Annotated in this window: 15 protein-coding genes and 2 pseudogenes; 4 read left to right on the top strand and 13 right to left on the bottom strand. The window is 46.6% G+C overall.

The genetic code is table 11. From position 1 onward, the window contains the following. Positions 1-20: 20 nt before the first annotated feature. Positions 21-1,046, bottom strand: a pseudogene (gene nspC, locus RYL88_RS02295) (carboxynorspermidine decarboxylase); the annotation flags it as partial. Positions 1,047-1,137: 91 nt separating this feature from the next. Here nspC and RYL88_RS02290 point away from each other — a divergent pair. Both RYL88_RS02290 and RYL88_RS02285 read left to right on the top strand, forming a co-directional pair. Beyond that, positions 1,138-1,359 carry a MoaD/ThiS family protein gene (locus tag RYL88_RS02290; protein ID WP_314399109.1) on the top strand — a complete coding sequence of 74 codons (222 nt, stop codon included), beginning with the start codon at positions 1,138-1,140 and terminating at the stop codon, positions 1,357-1,359. A gap of 1 nt (position 1,360) precedes the next feature. Further along, positions 1,361-1,795, top strand: a complete 435-nt coding sequence (locus RYL88_RS02285; protein WP_314988788.1) for a molybdenum cofactor biosynthesis protein MoaE — start codon at positions 1,361-1,363, stop codon at positions 1,793-1,795. Between the two features lie 402 nt (positions 1,796-2,197). Here RYL88_RS02285 and yedE read toward each other — a convergent pair whose 3' ends face one another. Together yedE and mnmA are read right to left on the bottom strand one after the other, a co-directional pair. Beyond that, positions 2,198-3,265 (bottom strand): YedE family putative selenium transporter, encoded by a 1,068-nt coding sequence (gene yedE, locus RYL88_RS02280; RefSeq protein ID WP_314988787.1) that lies wholly within the window; start codon positions 3,263-3,265, stop codon positions 2,198-2,200. Positions 3,266-3,927: 662 nt separating this feature from the next. Further along, entirely contained in the window at positions 3,928-4,944 is a 1,017-nt protein-coding gene (mnmA, locus tag RYL88_RS02275) for a tRNA 2-thiouridine(34) synthase MnmA (protein WP_314988786.1), read from the bottom strand. A gap of 273 nt (positions 4,945-5,217) precedes the next feature. Between mnmA and RYL88_RS02270 the strand changes: the two genes are divergently transcribed. Beyond that, positions 5,218-5,361 carry a hypothetical protein gene (locus RYL88_RS02270; RefSeq protein WP_314988785.1) on the top strand — a complete coding sequence of 48 codons (144 nt, stop codon included), beginning with the start codon at positions 5,218-5,220 and terminating at the stop codon, positions 5,359-5,361. A 357-nt stretch (positions 5,362-5,718) separates the two neighbouring features. On the opposite strand, the gene RYL88_RS02265 is transcribed toward RYL88_RS02270, so the two are convergent. The 10 genes and pseudogenes from RYL88_RS02265 to aroQ form a co-directional block, all read right to left on the bottom strand. Continuing rightward, the gene (locus RYL88_RS02265; RefSeq protein ID WP_295143158.1) at positions 5,719-6,315 is read right to left on the bottom strand and encodes a TIGR00730 family Rossman fold protein; all 597 of its coding nucleotides are present in this window, start codon (positions 6,313-6,315) and stop codon (positions 5,719-5,721) included. A 389-nt stretch (positions 6,316-6,704) separates the two neighbouring features. Further along, positions 6,705-7,544 (bottom strand): annotated as a pseudogene (gene fliY, locus RYL88_RS02260) (flagellar motor switch protein FliY). Then, the gene (gene fliM, locus RYL88_RS02255; protein ID WP_295143153.1) at positions 7,537-8,637 is read right to left on the bottom strand and encodes a flagellar motor switch protein FliM; all 1,101 of its coding nucleotides are present in this window, start codon (positions 8,635-8,637) and stop codon (positions 7,537-7,539) included. Before fliM ends, fliY begins: the two are co-directional and overlap by 8 nt. After that, complete coding sequence (locus tag RYL88_RS02250; RefSeq protein WP_295143149.1) at positions 8,637-9,332, bottom strand: RNA polymerase sigma factor FliA; 696 nt, start codon at positions 9,330-9,332, stop codon at positions 8,637-8,639. Before RYL88_RS02250 ends, fliM begins: the two co-directional genes overlap by 1 nt. Next, positions 9,316-9,663 carry a hypothetical protein gene (locus tag RYL88_RS02245; RefSeq protein ID WP_295143146.1) on the bottom strand — a complete coding sequence of 116 codons (348 nt, stop codon included), beginning with the start codon at positions 9,661-9,663 and terminating at the stop codon, positions 9,316-9,318. The genes RYL88_RS02250 and RYL88_RS02245 overlap by 17 nt, the downstream gene beginning before the upstream one ends. A gap of 16 nt (positions 9,664-9,679) precedes the next feature. Further along, the gene (locus RYL88_RS02240; RefSeq protein WP_314988784.1) at positions 9,680-10,546 is read right to left on the bottom strand and encodes a MinD/ParA family protein; all 867 of its coding nucleotides are present in this window, start codon (positions 10,544-10,546) and stop codon (positions 9,680-9,682) included. Continuing rightward, the gene (gene flhF / locus RYL88_RS02235) at positions 10,543-11,886 is read right to left on the bottom strand and encodes a flagellar biosynthesis protein FlhF (RefSeq protein ID WP_314748296.1); all 1,344 of its coding nucleotides are present in this window, start codon (positions 11,884-11,886) and stop codon (positions 10,543-10,545) included. The genes RYL88_RS02240 and flhF overlap by 4 nt, the downstream gene beginning before the upstream one ends. A 428-nt stretch (positions 11,887-12,314) precedes the next feature. After that, positions 12,315-12,818: a 2-amino-4-hydroxy-6-hydroxymethyldihydropteridine diphosphokinase gene (gene folK / locus RYL88_RS02230; protein ID WP_314988783.1), complete on the bottom strand. Its 504-nt coding sequence runs from the start codon at positions 12,816-12,818 to the stop codon at positions 12,315-12,317. After that, a complete protein-coding gene (locus RYL88_RS02225) occupies positions 12,815-13,840 on the bottom strand; it encodes a M24 family metallopeptidase (RefSeq protein WP_314988782.1) in 1,026 nt (341 codons plus the stop codon). The genes folK and RYL88_RS02225 overlap by 4 nt, the downstream gene beginning before the upstream one ends. A 13-nt stretch (positions 13,841-13,853) precedes the next feature. Beyond that, positions 13,854-14,336, bottom strand: coding sequence for a type II 3-dehydroquinate dehydratase (aroQ, locus tag RYL88_RS02220; protein WP_314988781.1), 483 nt, complete (start codon positions 14,334-14,336; stop codon positions 13,854-13,856). Between the two features lie 90 nt (positions 14,337-14,426). Here aroQ and RYL88_RS02215 point away from each other — a divergent pair, with 90 nt between their 5' ends. Then, positions 14,427-15,656, top strand: a complete 1,230-nt coding sequence (locus RYL88_RS02215) for a metal-dependent hydrolase (RefSeq protein ID WP_314988780.1) — start codon at positions 14,427-14,429, stop codon at positions 15,654-15,656. Positions 15,657-15,711: the final 55 nt, after the last annotated feature.

Raw genomic sequence — 15,711 nt, 5'->3', positions numbered from 1 at the left:
CCGTTAAAGGTCGTGTTTTACAAGAACCAGTACTGGATCTGATCCTCAAATATAACCTTATCGTCCACGCTTAGCGGCGCGTCGAATTTATACTCCGGCTCGCCCGCGTCAAGCCCCACGATATCGCCCGCTAGACAGGTATTTCCGCCGAAACGGTAGCTAAATTTACCGCCCTTGCTCTCGCCTCGCACCGCCGGTCGGTACGGCATCAGCACGGTATCTGGCATATGCGCCTCGGCCGAGACGTCTAGGATTGCTATGGTTTTTTCATTTTGCACGAAATCAAGCACCGAAGCGGCTAAAAATCCCGTCTGCCAGCCCACCGCTTCGCCGGGCTCTATATAGACCTCGACGCCGTATTTTGCACGGAAGTTTTTGATCAAATTTATGAGCAGATCTACATCGTAGCCCTCTTTTGTCACGTGATGTCCGCCGCCGAAATTTACCCACTTCATGCGCGGGATAAACTCGCCAAATTTCTCCTCAAACGCCATCAGCACGGTCTCCAGACTCTGCGCGCTCTCCTCGCAAAGCGCGTGAAAATGTAGTCCCGTGATACCCTCAAGCGCGTCTGCGTCAAAATTTGCGCGAGTGATGCCTAGGCGACTATACCTGCCGCACGGGTTATAAGCGTCAGTCGGCGCGACGGAGAGTTCCGGATTTACGCGAAGGCCGCAGGTAACGCCAGCGGCTAGGGCTTTTTGCTTAAATTTAGCCCACTGCGCAAAGGAGTTAAAAACCACGTGCTTTGAGAGCGCTAGCACCTCATCTATGTCCTCATCTTTAAATGCCGGAGAATACGTGTGAATCTCGCCGCGAGCATATTTTGCGGCAAATTTAGCCTCGTGCAGGCCGCTGCACGTCGCGCCGTCTAGGTATTCGCCGACAAGCCCCATAACGCCGCTAAACGCAAAGCCTTTTAGGGCGACTAGCACCTTCGCGCCGCTTTCATCCTTGACGCGTTTTAAAATTTCTAGATTTTTGCGTACCTTGGCCTCTTCACAGACATAGGCGGGTGTTTTTATTTTGCTTAATATTTCGTTCATTACGGCTCTTTCGTTAAAAATTTGGCGTAAGTATATCTAAATATTTTTTTAAGTAAAATCAAGAAAAAAATTTAATTTCAAAGGCGAATTTATGGTAGAAATCGAGTTTTTGGGCCCAATAAAAATGGAAAATTTAAAGCTAGAAGCGGCAAATTTAAGCGAAGTAAAAGAAAAACTAGGCGAATACGCGCAGCTCGGCGAGTGGCTAAAAATCTGCGCCGTCGCCGTAAACGACGAGATCGCGAGCTCTCTTGACGCGCCGCTAAAAGACGGGGATAAAATTTCCATTTTACCGCCGGTTTGCGGAGGTTAAGATGCAGATTTTTGAAGGAAGCCTAGACGCCAAGGCGATCACAAATGCTTGGTACGACGAGTTTAAGGACAAAAACTGCGGCGCGCTCATCACGTTTACGGGCATCGTGCGCGAGGAAGGCGGCATCAGCGCGCTTAGCTTTGACATCTACGAGCCGATCCTGCGCAAATGGCTAGCGGGCTGGGAGCAAAAGGCAAAGGATCTGGACGCATACGTACTTTTCGCGCATTCGCGAGGCGACGTGCCGGTACACGAGAGCTCCTACGTCGCAGGCGTCGTTAGCCCGCAAAGAAAGGTAGCCTTGCGGCTGATAAACGAGTTTGTAGAGGACTTTAAGGCTAACGCGCCGATCTGGAAATACGACGTCATAGGAGGCGAGCGCATCTATGCAAAAGAGCGCAGTCAAGCGATCAAAGGCGCCGGACTTTTAGGCTAAATTTACTTGACTCGGCTTTGATATACGCGCCGAGCAAATTTGACGGCTTTTTAGATAAAAGTTTTATTTCTTGCGGGCTAGATCATGACGTTTTAGCCCGCTTTTACTCCCGATCGCTATCAAATTTTGCAAATTCCAGCTCGCTTTTTATATAAATCAAATTTGAAAATTCGGCATTTCGTCCTTTGCTCGCCCAGATCCGCACCGCGAAAATGTCAAATTTAGCAAGGTTTTAAATTTATGCAGTCAAATTTACAAATTTAGCAAGATGTGCGACAAATATTCAAGACGCAATAGGCGTAGTTTAAATAATTTTTTCTTACCCGCAAGGGCGCGGACTCGTCGTCCGTAACCAAAGCGGGTATAGAAAAAATTACTCTAAAATCCGTCGTTTATGGGGAATCAAGCGGATTTTTTGTGAAAAAATCCCACATAAACCGCAAAAACAAACCCCATCGCCACCGCCCACGGAGCCGCCGCCGTTATGCCGCTTGGCGAGCTGGCGAGCAAGAAGTTATGCGCTACGGCCGCGCCCGCCGCCATACCGATGACGAAGATTACCGAGCTTAGATTGCCAGTGCCCATTTGCACGAGATGCTTGCCGGGGCAGCCTTCGCCGAGACTAAAGCAAAGCCCTGCTAGCGTCATGCTAAGGAAATTCCAAAGCACGTCGTTGTGCGCGATAGGCTGGCCTTCAAAGCCGAATTTATACTGCCCGAGCGCTAAATTTACGATGCTGGCAAAGACCACGATGCTGATGATCCCCGTAAACATCGAAAAATCCTTTTTGAAAAGCCTGCCAAACGCCCCGACGCTGCAAAATTTGCTTTTGTGCATTAGCGCGCCCACGACGATACTAAAACCAAGCGAGATCAGGATAGGAGCGTGCATGGAGCCCGGGCCTTTTGCGGAGCTAAAAAGCGCGCCGTTTTCGCCGAGCTTTAGTCCAAACGCAAGCGCGGCAAGCAGCAAAATACCGATAAACGTCGGCAAAATACCTATCGCGGCCTGAGTTTTAGTCTCGTGCGTGAAGCCGTAGCCGAGCTTTTTGAAAAATACGCCCGCGCACACGCCCGCAAAAATACCGACGACTCCCGCAATCGCCGTCATATCGCCGCCGCCCAAACGCAAAAACGCCCTCCACGGGCAGCCCAAAAACACGAGGCAGCCGATCATCGCGAAAAATCCGAGAAAAAAGCGCACAAAAGGCGATGAGCCCGTGGTCGCGCTAAACTCCTTCGTCCAAAGCACGCTAGCTAAAAAGCCGCCCAAAATAAGCCCGATGATCTCCGGGCGCACGTACTGCACGACTCCTGCACGGTGAAAGCCCAGAGCTCCCGCCGTATCGCGTAAAAAGCAAGCCGCGCAAACGCCCATGTTGCCGGGGTTGCCGAAATACGCAAGTAACGCGCCTAAAGCGCCGAGCGCCGCACCTGAAACGATAAACCATTTTGAATTTGATAAATTCATGAAGTGTCCTTTGAAAAGGTAAAATCGACCCGATTTCTTAAGTTATATTTTACTTATCTTAAAATAAAGAATTAATAAAACTTAGCAAGGATTTAATCAAATTAAGCAGAAATTTTAAAACACTAGATCACAAGATACACGCATATAGATTTAAATTCGATAAAAATTAATCAAAAAGCCGCGCTGTCAAATTTATATCCGAGGTAATTTTTAAGATAATAAACCGCTAAATTTATTGCCGTAAGATTATCTTGCTAAACAATTATAACTAAATCTCAAATATCAGATTTAGTAAAGAAATTTAGCGTTATGATTAAAAACGGTTTGCCAACGATGATTTTTTTCTAACTTTTTGTAGCAAAATGCGCTTATTTTAATGTTTACGCAGCCGCGTACCTTTGAGGCTGCTCGCGGACATTTGCGATTTGACAATCTCGCAAAAGCCGTAAATGGGCAAAAGCAAAGATGCCTGCCTTTTTGAGTTTACGACTTACGTTACCCAAATTGCGCCGACGGATTTTTAAGTATACAAAATTTACCCTGACGCGCGGATATTTTATAAGCAAGTGGGGTCTGATTAAATTTAGCGACTAAATTTGCAAAAGCGAGCAAAAACTAAATTTATACCCGCCCTTGCATAAACTAGCCGGTTTACGTATCGTTTATAGGATAAATCCGCTGCCGATAACCAGCTCGCCTCTATAAAATACCGCTAGCTGCCCGCTAGCCACGCCAAACGCGCTCTGTTTTAGCTCGACCTCGGCCGTGCCGCCATCTAGCACTTTTACGTGCGCGTTTAGCCCGATACTGCGGTAGCGAACCTTGACGTCGCAGTCAAACTCGCTCTCGTCTACGAACAAATTTAGGCTGTTTACCGCAATCTTGCCGCGCTCAAGCTCCTCTTTGCTACCCACGACGATACGGTTATTTGCCGCGTCGATAGCGAGTACGAAATGCGGCTCGTGCGCCCCAAATACCTCAAATCCGCGCCTCTTACCGATCGTGTAGCGCATGTAGCCGCTATGTCGCCCGATCACGCGCCCAGAGCTATCGACTACGTCGCCGGGCAAATCCGTCTCGTAGTGCTTGTTTAGCACCTCGATATAGGTGTCCTCGACGAAGCAAATCTCGCTACTCTCGGCCTGCTCGCCGTACTCGCGAAAGTTCGGTAGAGATTTTGCCAGCTCTTTTATATCTTTTTTAAATTTATCCCCGAGCGGGAAAATCATATCGGCGATTATCTCCTTTGGTACCTGCGCTACGAAGTAGCTCTGGTCTTTGCTAGGATCGGCGGCGACTCTGATAAAACCGTCTTGCACGCGAATATAGTGGCCTGTAGCGAGCTTTTCACAGCCGATACTTTTGGCAAATTTTAGCAGTTCACCGAATTTTATAAAGTGGTTACAAAGCGCGCAGGGATTTGGCGTCTTGCCCTCTTTATATGAGCTAACAAACGGCGTATAGACGTATCTGTCAAACTGCTCTTGCAAATCAAGCACGTGATAGGGGATGCCCAGATACCCGCACGCGCGGGCGACTTTATCGATATTTTTTTCATGATATCCGGGCTTTTTGTGTAGTTTCATATAGCAGCCCACGACCTCGTGACCCGCTTCTAGCAGCATTTTGGCGCTCATGGTGGAGTCGACGCCGCCGCTCATGGCCATTAAAATTTTCATTTTTTCTTTCCTATTGCGAGGGCTTGTCTTTTTAGCGCTTTTTGCGGAGTTTGTAAATTTTCGGCTCGATGAACTATATGTTCTATCTACGCCGAAAATTTACCGCACAACCGCAAAAATCATCTAAAAATACCGCACCCTAAAGTTTTGTATTTTAAATTTAGCTTTTAAATTTACAAATCTCGCCTTAGCCCCACAATAAGACAATTTCGTATAAATTTGACGCGATTATATAAAAAATAGCTTAATACGCTATAAATTTGCGAGCCAAGGGTGGCGAGGTATTTGACTTTCACGCCTTGCTCGGCTCTAGATTTTACGCACCGAGACGGCAACTCAGGATTTGCAAACGGCGATGACGCAGTCAAATTTACCGAATTTTACGTAAAAGACAAGCATACCGACAAATCCGCTTAAAAACACAAACCAAACCGCGCGAACAAATTTACAAAAATCAAAATTTAACGCCGTGCGCTAGATAAAAGCAACCGGCAGATTCACCGACCGAATTTAACTAACCCTTAAGCCTACTTGCGGCTAATCATCTTAATTCTTGCAGTATTTTAGAGCTTTAAATTTTTATGTATCATGCGCCGTCGTAGCAGCAAAAATAGCGGCAGTTAAAATCGTCATGGACACGCGCGGCGTCAAATTTGAGAGCGATATAGCCACAAATCAAGGTAAAAACGGGACAAAAAGCGCAATAGCAGCCCTTCTTGCATCCCGTCAAGCATCGCCGAATCCTCAAATTTCGTAAAATTTTAGTACGCTAATTTAGTTTAATATCCCCAAAATCTCGTCCCGCACGGCATCCAGATCGTCGCTGATCGTATAAAGCGACAAATCCTCCTTGCTGACGGCCTTTTCGCGTATCAGCGTGGTTTTGATAAAATCGTCAAGCTTGCTCCAAAACTCGCTGCCGATGAGGAAAATTTTAGCTTTTTTAGCGCCTATTTGCGCGAGTACCAGGATCTCAAATAGCTCGTCAAGCGTCCCAAAGCCGCCCGGAAAAACCAAAAACGCGCTCGAGCGCTCGATGAGGGCAAATTTGCGCGCGGATAGGTTAGAAAAAATAAAGCTGGTCGTGGCGTATTTGTTCGTCACTTGCTCAAACGGAAGCACGATATTTAGCCCCACAGACGGACTTTTGCCGCTCTCGTACGCTCCCTTGTTCACCGCCTCCATCACACCAGGTCCTCCGCCGCTAATCACGGCAAAACCGCCGTCGGCAAGCTCTTTTGCGAGGCTAAAAGCCATTTTGCAGTATTTGCTATTTTCGTCAAATCTAGCCGAGCCGAAAAACGTAACGCTCGGGTTCTTGTATGTCATAAAATCCCTAAATTTAGCCAGATCGTTTAAGATTTCATCCATCGTCTCTCTTTTTATTTAAATTTACGCGCTAGAGCCGTAAACCGCTACCGAATTTACCGCGCAAGCGTAAAAGAGATGATAGCTAAAACGGATTTAAAAATAGATGACGCGCGATTAAATTCGAGATAAATTTAAGTATGTTTTAAATTTGTAAAATCGCTAAGACGGTTTAAATTTAGCCGAATTTATCAAAGGTTTTGGTATCAAACGGCGCAAAATCAGCCAAAACCCATAAAACCGCCGCCTTGGTTTTTAGCGCGTAAATTTATTCTCCGGTTTTTAAAAATACGCTCGCCTGCAAATTTAGCCTACGCCGCGATTTTGCTCTAAATTCGGCGAGGCCGCGGCTTGATTTTAAACGCCTTTAGAAAAATTGCTCAAATTTAGCACTAACGCAGCTGCTCTAAGCGCTCTTTTTTAGTACCGATTTGAGTAATCTGAATACCGAAGTTACCGTCTACGATGACTACTTCCCCAAGGGCTATGACTTTGTCGCTGATTAAAATTTCAAGCGGGTCGTTTGCTAGCTGATTTAGCTCGATGACCGAGCCTATATCCATCGTGAGTACGTCTTTTAGTAGCATCTTTTTTGAGCCGATACGCACGCGAATAGGCAAACGAACGTCCATAATCAGACCGATATTTCGCATCTCGTCCGCGCTTAGCTCGCTTTTTGGCGCGTGGGAAGGCGAGGCGGCGGCCGCTACTTTTTGATCTTTACTAAAAAATTTTACGAACTAAAAGTCCGCTAACATCGCGATTTGTACGTCTAAATCGGCGATTTTAACCGGATAGATGTATACTTTTTCATACGCGCTAAGGTCTAAAATCGCGTTTTCGTCGAGAAAATTTACTTTTGCGATTTCAAAACTGAGCTTTGGCATACCTTTTTGCGCGCCAAGACTCGTAGAAAACGCGCCGAGGATATTTGAGAACACCTCTTTTGCCGCATCTAGCTCATCTTCGCTTAAATTTTCGTTGCGAGATATCTCCTCCTCGCCAAGCATCCACTCGCTTACCGCGCTTACTAGCACGGGCGTAACAGCTAGCATTATCTTTGCGTTTATATCGCCGCTTACGCTCACGTTAGCCACGGCTAGAGGAGGCTTGATGCCCTCTTGCCCCGGGGCGTCGTACTCGTTTCTCTCGCCGACTCCGGGCGTCTTGCCGGTCAGTCCTTCGATCGTAGCTTTTATCTCGTTTGCGAAAATTTTAAAAAATTCATTCATCTCGTTCGTCCTCGTCTAGTATATTTTCTTCGTTTTCGTCGTCTTGGTCATAGCTCATGAGCTTAGCCTTACGCTCTTCTTCGTATTTTTCCAAGATATTTTTGATCTCGTCTTTATCGCTTCTGATGAGCTCTTCTATGCGGATAGATTTTCTAAATCTATGCAGCCCGACTTCAGCCAAAAATACCTCTTTTTTATCTATCGTGACGATAGCTTTATCGTTTGCGGAGCGGTCAAGGCGCAATATATCGCCCTCTTTTAAATTTAAAAATTCATTCACGCTCACGATGCTTTCGCCTAGTATAGCCTCGTATAACACTTCGGCGCGTCCGATTAGCGTTTTTAGCTCTTTGTTTCTGCTCTTTTTCGCGCTCGTTTCGCCTAGCATTATATCGCGGTTGGCTAGGCGGCTTAAAATCGGCTCTAGGTAGATAACCGGATAGCAGATATTTATCATACCGCTTGAGTTACCGACTATGATCTCCATCACGACCATTATTACGATCTCGTTTTGGCTGACGATTTGCACGACGTTTGGACTGCTTTCTTTTGCCTCTACGTTTGGATACATATCAGTCACCGTAGCCCAGCTTTCCTTTAGGCGTTGCATTATCATCCTTAAGATCGCATCGAGTAAATTTATCTCTATATCGGTTAGCTCTCTGCTAGTCTCAAAGCCCTCGCCGTTGCCGCCTAGTAAGCGATCTATCATAGGAAATGCGATGCTTGGGTTTATCTCTAAAACGCAGTTGCCGTCAAGCGGCTTGATAGAAAAAACGTTAAAGCTAGTGGGACTTGGCAAACTCATCAAAAACTCGCCGTAAGTCATCTGATCTACGCTGTGCAGACGAATTTCTACGATGCTACGCATAACGCTTGAGATTTGAGAGGCTAAATTTCGCGCTAGCTTGTCGTGAATGCCCTTTATTGCGCGTAGTTGCTCTTTGCTGACGCGATTTGGGCGCTTGAAATCATAGATTATTACTTGACGCTGTTCTTCTTTGCCGCCTTCACCTATAGACTCACTCGCCTCCTCGTCGTCTACGACCTCGAGTAGCGCGTCGATCTCTTCTTGACTTAAAATATCCGCCATTATTTACCTTCGAGTTTCTTTCTTATTTTTTCCATTAAACGCTTATGTATCTGAGAGATGCGCCCCTCTGATATCTGCAAGATCTCGCCGATCTCCTTTAGACTCAGCTCCTCATAATAATAAAGCTGAACGATGAGCTGATCGCGCTCCTCGAACTCGTTTAAAATTTGAGTTATCTTTTCTATCAGATCTTCTCTCTCCACTCGCTCAAACGTATTTTCCTCGCTCATAAGCTCCATCTGATCGTCGATGCTAAGCACGCCGACGACGGCGCTTACGTTCCTAGCCTCTCTTATCTTTTCCACGCTTTCTTCAAGCATAGCGGCTAGATACTCGTCCTCGGGCTCGCGCTCGAATTTATTAAAGTATTCGTTCACCAATGCATCAATATTTTTAACCAAAGTACGATCTGCGCGACTAACTACGTCAAGCCCGCGTAAAAAATCAAGCATAGCGCCGTAAACTCGTTTTTGCGCATATCCCCAAAACGAGTCATTTCGCTCTTTGTCGTATTTACGAGACAGCCTAACCATCTCCTCAAGCCCGGCGCCCATTAGATCGCTAACGTCGATATGAGACGGCAGTCGCTCCTTTAATCTAAACGCCATAGCTCTAAGCGCCGGCGTATAAGCTAGTACGATATCGTCTTGTTCTTTTTTTATCGTTTGAGCGTAGGGATTAGGCTGCTTTTGCATTGCTTTCGTCGCCCCTACCCAAGGTCTGCTTTATTAGGACGCGTTCGCTGCCAAGCTGACCCAAAATAGTATCCATACGCTTTTCTCTAAGCCCGAGCTCCGAGACTAGATAATCGGAACGCTTTTCGTATTCGTCCTTATCAAAAGGCTTTTTAAGCGTGATATCGACATAGTTTATGATAATGATATGGATCAAAAGATGAAAAAAAAGCGTGATAGCGAAAGTATACATAATCATCTCCAAAGGCTCGTTAAGCTTTAGCGCCGAGAAAACCACGCCGGCAAAAAATCCGCAAACCGTAAAAAACGCTATAAAATTTTCAGCTCTCAAAATCAAATCCTAAAATTTAAATTTGTTCCAGCAAACGCCTAGAAAACGCGCTAAAACTGCTTATCGTACCCGTATCAAGCACTTTTTGTTCCAATTTTTTAAGAAGCCTTGATGCTATCTGTTTCATCTGCTCGCTAGCAGGACCCGTCTCGTTATCGTCGGTAAAAAGTGTGCGGTATTTTATACTCCTAGATACGTCCTTATCCTCGCTGATATAGCCTAAAAATTCGAGCCTCGGAGCATCTTTGATATTTGCTTCCGCTACTTTTTTGATATGCTCGAAAATTCTAGCAGCCTCTTTTTCGTTTCTTACCATATTAAAAACCATTAAAAAATCGTCTTTTTGCTTAGCCGTCATTTTAATCACGGCGTAAGCATCGGTTATAGCTGCGGGATCGGGCATCGTAACTACTATTATCTCATCGGCGGCTTCTAGAAAAAAGTCGTTATTTTTGCCGATACCGGCTCCCGTATCTATGATTACGAAGTCAAGCTCGTCCAAACTGCGCGACTCGTCAAAAAACCGTTCGTATAAAAATTGATTGTTAAATTTAAGTATATCTGCGCCGTTTTCGCCAGGAATAAGCGTTAAATTCGGCTTTATCTCGATCAAAATATCTTTTAGGGAACACTCGCCTTTTAATACGTGCAACAAATTTTTTCCTGCGCGCACGTTTAAGATAACGTCAAGGTTAGCCAGGCCGATATCTGCGTCAAAAAGCGCGACCTTGTAGCCGCTTTTAGCTAGGACGTTGCCTAAATTTGCGCTTATCGTGCTTTTACCCACCCCGCCCTTTCCGCTCGTTACGGCTATAAATTTAGTATTTTTAGCCCTAGTTCGGGTGCTTACCATATCTTGTAGCTTTTGGGCTTGGTTATTCATTTTTTGTCCTTATTAAAGCCCTGCAATACGCAATCGACCAAAAATTCGCTCCTAGCGGCCATTATATCGTCTGGCACCTCTTGACCTAGGCACAAAAAGCTAACGGGCTTACCGGTTTCGTAAACTAGCGAAAATACGTTACCGAAAATCTTCGTTTCGTCAAATTTGGTAAAAATAAAAGTATCCACGTCAAGGAAGCTAAAGCTATTATAAACCTCTAGCAAATCCTCGACCTTAGATCCGGCCGAAAGCACTAAATTTACGTCTATTTCCGCATCGCTACGCTTTAAAAAAGTCTCTAGCCTAGCTAGCTTTTCCTTATCGTATTGCGAGCTGCCGGTGGTATCTATCAAGATCACGTCGCAGTGATTTAGCTGCTTTAGCGCATTTTTAAAATCATCGGCCTCTATGACGTCAAGTATCGGTAGCTTCATCATTTTAGCGTATTGAAATAGCTGCTCGACCGCCCCGATACGATACGTATCAAGCGTTATTATGCCGGTTTTTGCCCTCTTGCCCTCGCCGTAGGCAAAACGCGCTGCAAGCTTTGCTAGTGTCGTAGTTTTGCCAACTCCGGTCGGTCCTACCAGCATCATTATCTTTTGTTTACCGTCAAATTCGTCGCTCCTGCAAGGCAGCATCTTTCGTAGCAGCGAGCTAAAATACCTTTTTACCGCAGTTGGACTGGCCTTCATCTGAGGCGGGACGTTTTCTACGGTTATTTTCATTATCTGCTCTAGATGCTCGTCCTTCATCCCGCTATTTTTAGCTTCTTTATAAATTTCAGCAAACTCAGGCGGTATGGCGATATGGTTTCTAGCTGCGGTTTTCTCCTCCCAAAACATATTTGCGATCAAATTTATCTTTTCGCTTAGCGCGCTTACTTGCTTAGAGACTTCGTCTATTTTTTTATCGTAGTTTTGCTCTTGGCGCGCGGGCGGCGAGTCTAGGTTTGCGATTTGGCTTATTTCTTTGGCCGCTCTTGATATATTTAGTAGTATATCTTCGCCGTTTTGAGGAGAGTCGCTAGGCTCTATCTTAGCGGGCTGGATACTAACCGGTTTAGCCGCAGGCGGAGTTTGCGACAAAAAAAACTCTTCGCCGGAGGCTACTTTTTGCGCTTTTTTGGGCGGTTTTTGCGCATCCAAAAACTCCTCGTAGGCCTTTAAATTTTGTTTTTGAGACTGGCGTTTTTTAGGTTCTGCCGCAGGGTCTTCTTCGACGCTTACTAAAATTTCGTAAAGCGGCTTTTTGTTTATCGTCTTTGGCTGAATTTGCTTTGTGGTTACCAAAATCGCCCTTTCGCCGCACTCGTCTTGCGCCTTTTTGAGAGCCTCCATACTGCTCTCGCCGGTAAACGTGTAAAATTTCGTCGCCAATTTCTCTCCTTCGTCCCAGTTACGTTTTATCGTCCGAGCCACCTTTTTCGGACTAATTTCATCTTAGCTTTCGCGGCTTTACTTTACGCTTATTAGCTTTCTTAAATTTATCCGCAAAACCGAATTTAACCTATAATTCGCTAAACCTCAAAACCCTAAATTTTAACGCCTACGCGCAAGCAGTTTTCGTTCCGAGGTTTCGCCTGTTTTCATGCTTTGCAGCTAAACTTAACTTAGCTCGTATTTGACGTTGCGGCTATTTTGCCGATAAAAATTTAAACGAAAATTCGCCGATTTATTTTTATCGCTAAAAAGGGCGGCCAAATCTCGCTTAGTTTATAAATTCGCTCAAAACAGGGCCCGCAAACGTAAAGATTAAAATCCCGAATTTAGCAAATTCTAATCCCGCAAGCATAAACGCGCTTCATCGTCCCAAGCGGCAAAATCACGCTAGCCCTGCTTTGCGCGCCGGGATGAGGCAGCGTTAACCGCGCGTCGTTTCTACTTCGTCCGCCAAAATACAAAATATCTATATCAAGCGTTCTGGGCGCGTTTTTAAAGCTTCGCATGCGCCCCAAACGCCTCTCTAAATTTGCCGTTATTTTTAAAATTTGCCTCGCGGCAAGGCTCGTTTGCACTAGCATTACGGCGTTTGTGAAATCCGCCTGCTCTTTAAACCCAAACGCCTCGTTGATAAGGAGCGCCGAGTTTTCGACGACGTGAAACCTGCTGTCTCGGCTGAGTTTAAAATGCAACCGATTAAAACGCTTTTTCACGTCGCCTATATTGCCTCCGAGCCCCAAAATAACGCTACTTTTAAAACCAGGTCTAAAATCAAAAACCTTCGGGAAAAAGAGGCATTTGCTAAACCGTCTCGCCCCCGCTACCCTCATAAAATTTCAGCCCCGTTTTCGCGCACGACCACGACGTCCTCGATGCGCACGCCAAATTCGCCGGGCAAGTAAATCCCAGGCTCCACGCTAAAGACCATCCCCTCTTTTAGCACGGTATCTCCGCGCTTTGAGATAAACGGAAGCTCGTGGATATCGACTCCCACGCCGTGTCCGGTGCTGTGAAAAAACGCCTCGCCGTAGCCATGCCTTGCGATAAAATCCCTAGCCGCCGCGTCGATCTCGCGCGCCTTTTTGCCGGGCATAACCGCCGCGATCGCAAGAGCCTGAGCCTCTTTTACGATCTCGTAAATTTCTTGCCGTTTGGCGTTTTTAAAATTTTGCTCTTTGCCGAAGTTAAAATTTTCGTCAAAGCACGCCGTACGCGTCCTATCGGAGCAGTAGCGGTTAAATTTAACTCCAGCGTCAAGCAGGAGCAAATCGCCCCGACGTAGTCGCTTTTTGCTTGGAAGAGCGTGTGCCTTTGCGGCATTTTCGTTGATCGCGACGATAGGCGAAAAGCTAAGCGCGAGCTCGCCCTTTTTCTTAAAGATGAGCTCGGCGTTAAAAAACAGTTCCTCTTCGCTCATCCCTTCGCCGCTAGAGCGCACGAACGCAGCAAATTCGTCAAATCTTTCAGCGCCTAGCTGCGCCGCGCGTTTTAAAATTTTTATCTCTTCTTCGGTTTTTACTATGCGCGAAATTTGCGAAAAATTCGCCCGCGCCTTAAATCTTATCCCAAGCCCCTTACTTAGAGCTTCCCACTCGCCCGCGCTAAAATCGTACGGGTTGTAGCTAAGCTCAGCAACGCCCGCCTTTCGCAAAAACAGCCGCGCGTCTTTTATCAAATTTCGCTCGATCTCGATCACTTCGGTATCACGGCAAAGCTCGCGCGCCTCGATGCTATAACGCGCGTCGGTGAGGAAAAATTTGCGCCCCGCGAGACTCAAAAATATCGCGTTGTCGCAGCTGTATCCGCACTCGTGAAATACGGCGTTTTCGTCCTTTAGGATAAAATTTTTCAAATTTTGCCTCGTTTTACTCCGCTTTTTCTCTCGCGGCTTTCATAGCTTTTATCTGCTCGAAAATTTGCAGCATCGCGATCATGGCTAGGTGATAGCCCACAGGCCCAAAGCCCACGATCTGTCCCGCAGTTACCGGCGCTATGAGGCTTTTTTGGCGGAATTCTTCGCGGCGATGGATGTTGCTGATATGCACCTCGATGACCGGAAGTCCGACGGCTGCGATAGCGTCGCGGATCGCGATAGATGTGTGCGTGTAGGCGGCTGGGTTTATGATAATGCCGTCAAATTCGCCGAAGCACTCTTGGATCTTATCCACCAGCTCGCCCTCGAAATTGCTCTGAAAAAACTCGATCTCTATATCGTTTTGCTCGGCAAAAAGCTTCATCTGCCCGTGGATATCCTCCATCTTCATCGAGCCGTAGACATCGGTCTCGCGCGTGCCTAGCATGTTGATATTCGGGCCTTGGATGACCATTAGTTTAGATTTTGTTTCCATTTTTAGCCTTTTAAAAGATTTAAATTTAGCCTTGATTATACATTTTTTAAGCTAAATTTTCGCTACAATCACGAAAAATAGGAGCTTAAAATGATCATCGTTAAACCGAAATTTACAATGCCGTGCGACGAAAATTTTACCGTTTTAGAGGACGCGGCGGTCGCCTTTGATGAGCGTATCCAGGCCGTTGGCGAGGCTGAGCAGTTGCGCAAAAGATACCCTAATGCGCGGTTTTTCGAGTATCCGGATGCCGTTTTGGCGCCTGCTTTCATCAATCCACACGTACATCTAGAGTTTAGCACGAACAAAACCAGCCTTGTTTACGGCGACTTTTTAGAGTGGCTAAGCTCCGTTATCGCCTCTCGTGGCACGCTCTCGCAGGCGGCAAACGAGGACGTCATCGCCTCTGCGATAAAAACCATGCAGCGTAGCGGCGTGGCGAGCTTTGGAGCGGTTTCTAGCTTTGGCGGGGATTTGGAGGCCTGCGCGAACTGCGGCGGACGAGTCGTGTTTTTTAACGAAATTTTAGGCACTAACGAAGCTGCGTTAGAGCAAAATTTGGCAAATTTCACCGCCCGATTTGAAGCGTCGCTAGAGCGCAAAAGTCCGCTTTTTACACCTTCGGTTTCGGTGCATTCGCCCTACTCCACGCACCCTGATTTAGCCGCTGCTGCGCTAAATTTAGCCCGCGAGCGTGGGATGGTCGTATCAACGCATTTTATGGAGAGCGAGCATGAAAAAAGCTGGCTAGAGAGCGGCTCGGGCGGCTTTAAAGAGTGGCTGGGCAAATTTAACCCCGCCGCGCGTCCGCTTTATATGCCAAGCTCGTTTGTAGCGATGTTTTCGGGCATTCGCACGCTCTTTACGCACTGCGTTTGGGCGGATGATTTTTCGGGCTTTGACCGCGAGCTTCACAGCCTCACGCACTGCGCGGTCTCGAACAGACTACTTAGCAAACGCACGCTAAATTTACGCGCCGCGCTAGATGCCGGATTGAACGTAAATATCGGCACGGACGGCCTTAGCTCAAATATCAGCCTAAATTTCCTTGACGAACTGCGGGCAAATTTGCTCATTCACGCCGAATTTGATCCGCTAGAGCTTGCTAAAATTTTACTTCTAGCCTCGACGAAAAATGCCGCAAAGGCGCTAAATTTAGACGCAGGCGAGATAAAAGAGGGCAAGCTGGCCGACCTCGCGCTCTACGGCGGTTTTGCGCAGGCGGACGCGGTGCAGCTACCTCTCATGCTCATTTTGCACGCGGGGGGCTGCGAGCGGCTATTTGTGGGCGGCGCGGAAGTAAATTTAAAGCAAATTTAGCGGCGATTTAAACTAGCCGCCGCACTAAGAGCGTGCCGCAAGGCAAATTTAAAGG

It is taken from the genome of uncultured Campylobacter sp. (assembly GCF_963517995.1).
Classification (GTDB): domain Bacteria; phylum Campylobacterota; class Campylobacteria; order Campylobacterales; family Campylobacteraceae; genus Campylobacter_A.
This window is presented reverse-complemented; position numbering and strand designations above follow the sequence as displayed.

What these genes read in the sequence shown, in the direction of transcription:
- RYL88_RS02290 (WP_314399109.1), top strand. Translation starts at nt 1,138, where the DNA reads ATGGTAGAAATCGAGTTTTTGGGCCCAATAAAAATGGAAAATTTAAAG.
- RYL88_RS02285 (WP_314988788.1), top strand. Translation starts at nt 1,361, where the DNA reads ATGCAGATTTTTGAAGGAAGCCTAGACGCCAAGGCGATCACAAATGCT.
- yedE (WP_314988787.1), bottom strand. Translation starts at nt 3,265, where the DNA reads ATGAATTTATCAAATTCAAAATGGTTTATCGTTTCAGGTGCGGCGCTC.
- mnmA (WP_314988786.1), bottom strand. Translation starts at nt 4,944, where the DNA reads ATGAAAATTTTAATGGCCATGAGCGGCGGCGTCGACTCCACCATGAGC.
- RYL88_RS02265 (WP_295143158.1), bottom strand. Translation starts at nt 6,315, where the DNA reads ATGGATGAAATCTTAAACGATCTGGCTAAATTTAGGGATTTTATGACA.
- fliM (WP_295143153.1), bottom strand. Translation starts at nt 8,637, where the DNA reads ATGGCGGATATTTTAAGTCAAGAAGAGATCGACGCGCTACTCGAGGTC.
- RYL88_RS02250 (WP_295143149.1), bottom strand. Translation starts at nt 9,332, where the DNA reads ATGCAAAAGCAGCCTAATCCCTACGCTCAAACGATAAAAAAAGAACAA.
- RYL88_RS02240 (WP_314988784.1), bottom strand. Translation starts at nt 10,546, where the DNA reads ATGAATAACCAAGCCCAAAAGCTACAAGATATGGTAAGCACCCGAACT.
- flhF (WP_314748296.1), bottom strand. Translation starts at nt 11,886, where the DNA reads ATGGAGGCTCTCAAAAAGGCGCAAGACGAGTGCGGCGAAAGGGCGATT.
- folK (WP_314988783.1), bottom strand. Translation starts at nt 12,818, where the DNA reads ATGAGGGTAGCGGGGGCGAGACGGTTTAGCAAATGCCTCTTTTTCCCG.
- aroQ (WP_314988781.1), bottom strand. Translation starts at nt 14,336, where the DNA reads ATGGAAACAAAATCTAAACTAATGGTCATCCAAGGCCCGAATATCAAC.
- RYL88_RS02215 (WP_314988780.1), top strand. Translation starts at nt 14,427, where the DNA reads ATGATCATCGTTAAACCGAAATTTACAATGCCGTGCGACGAAAATTTT.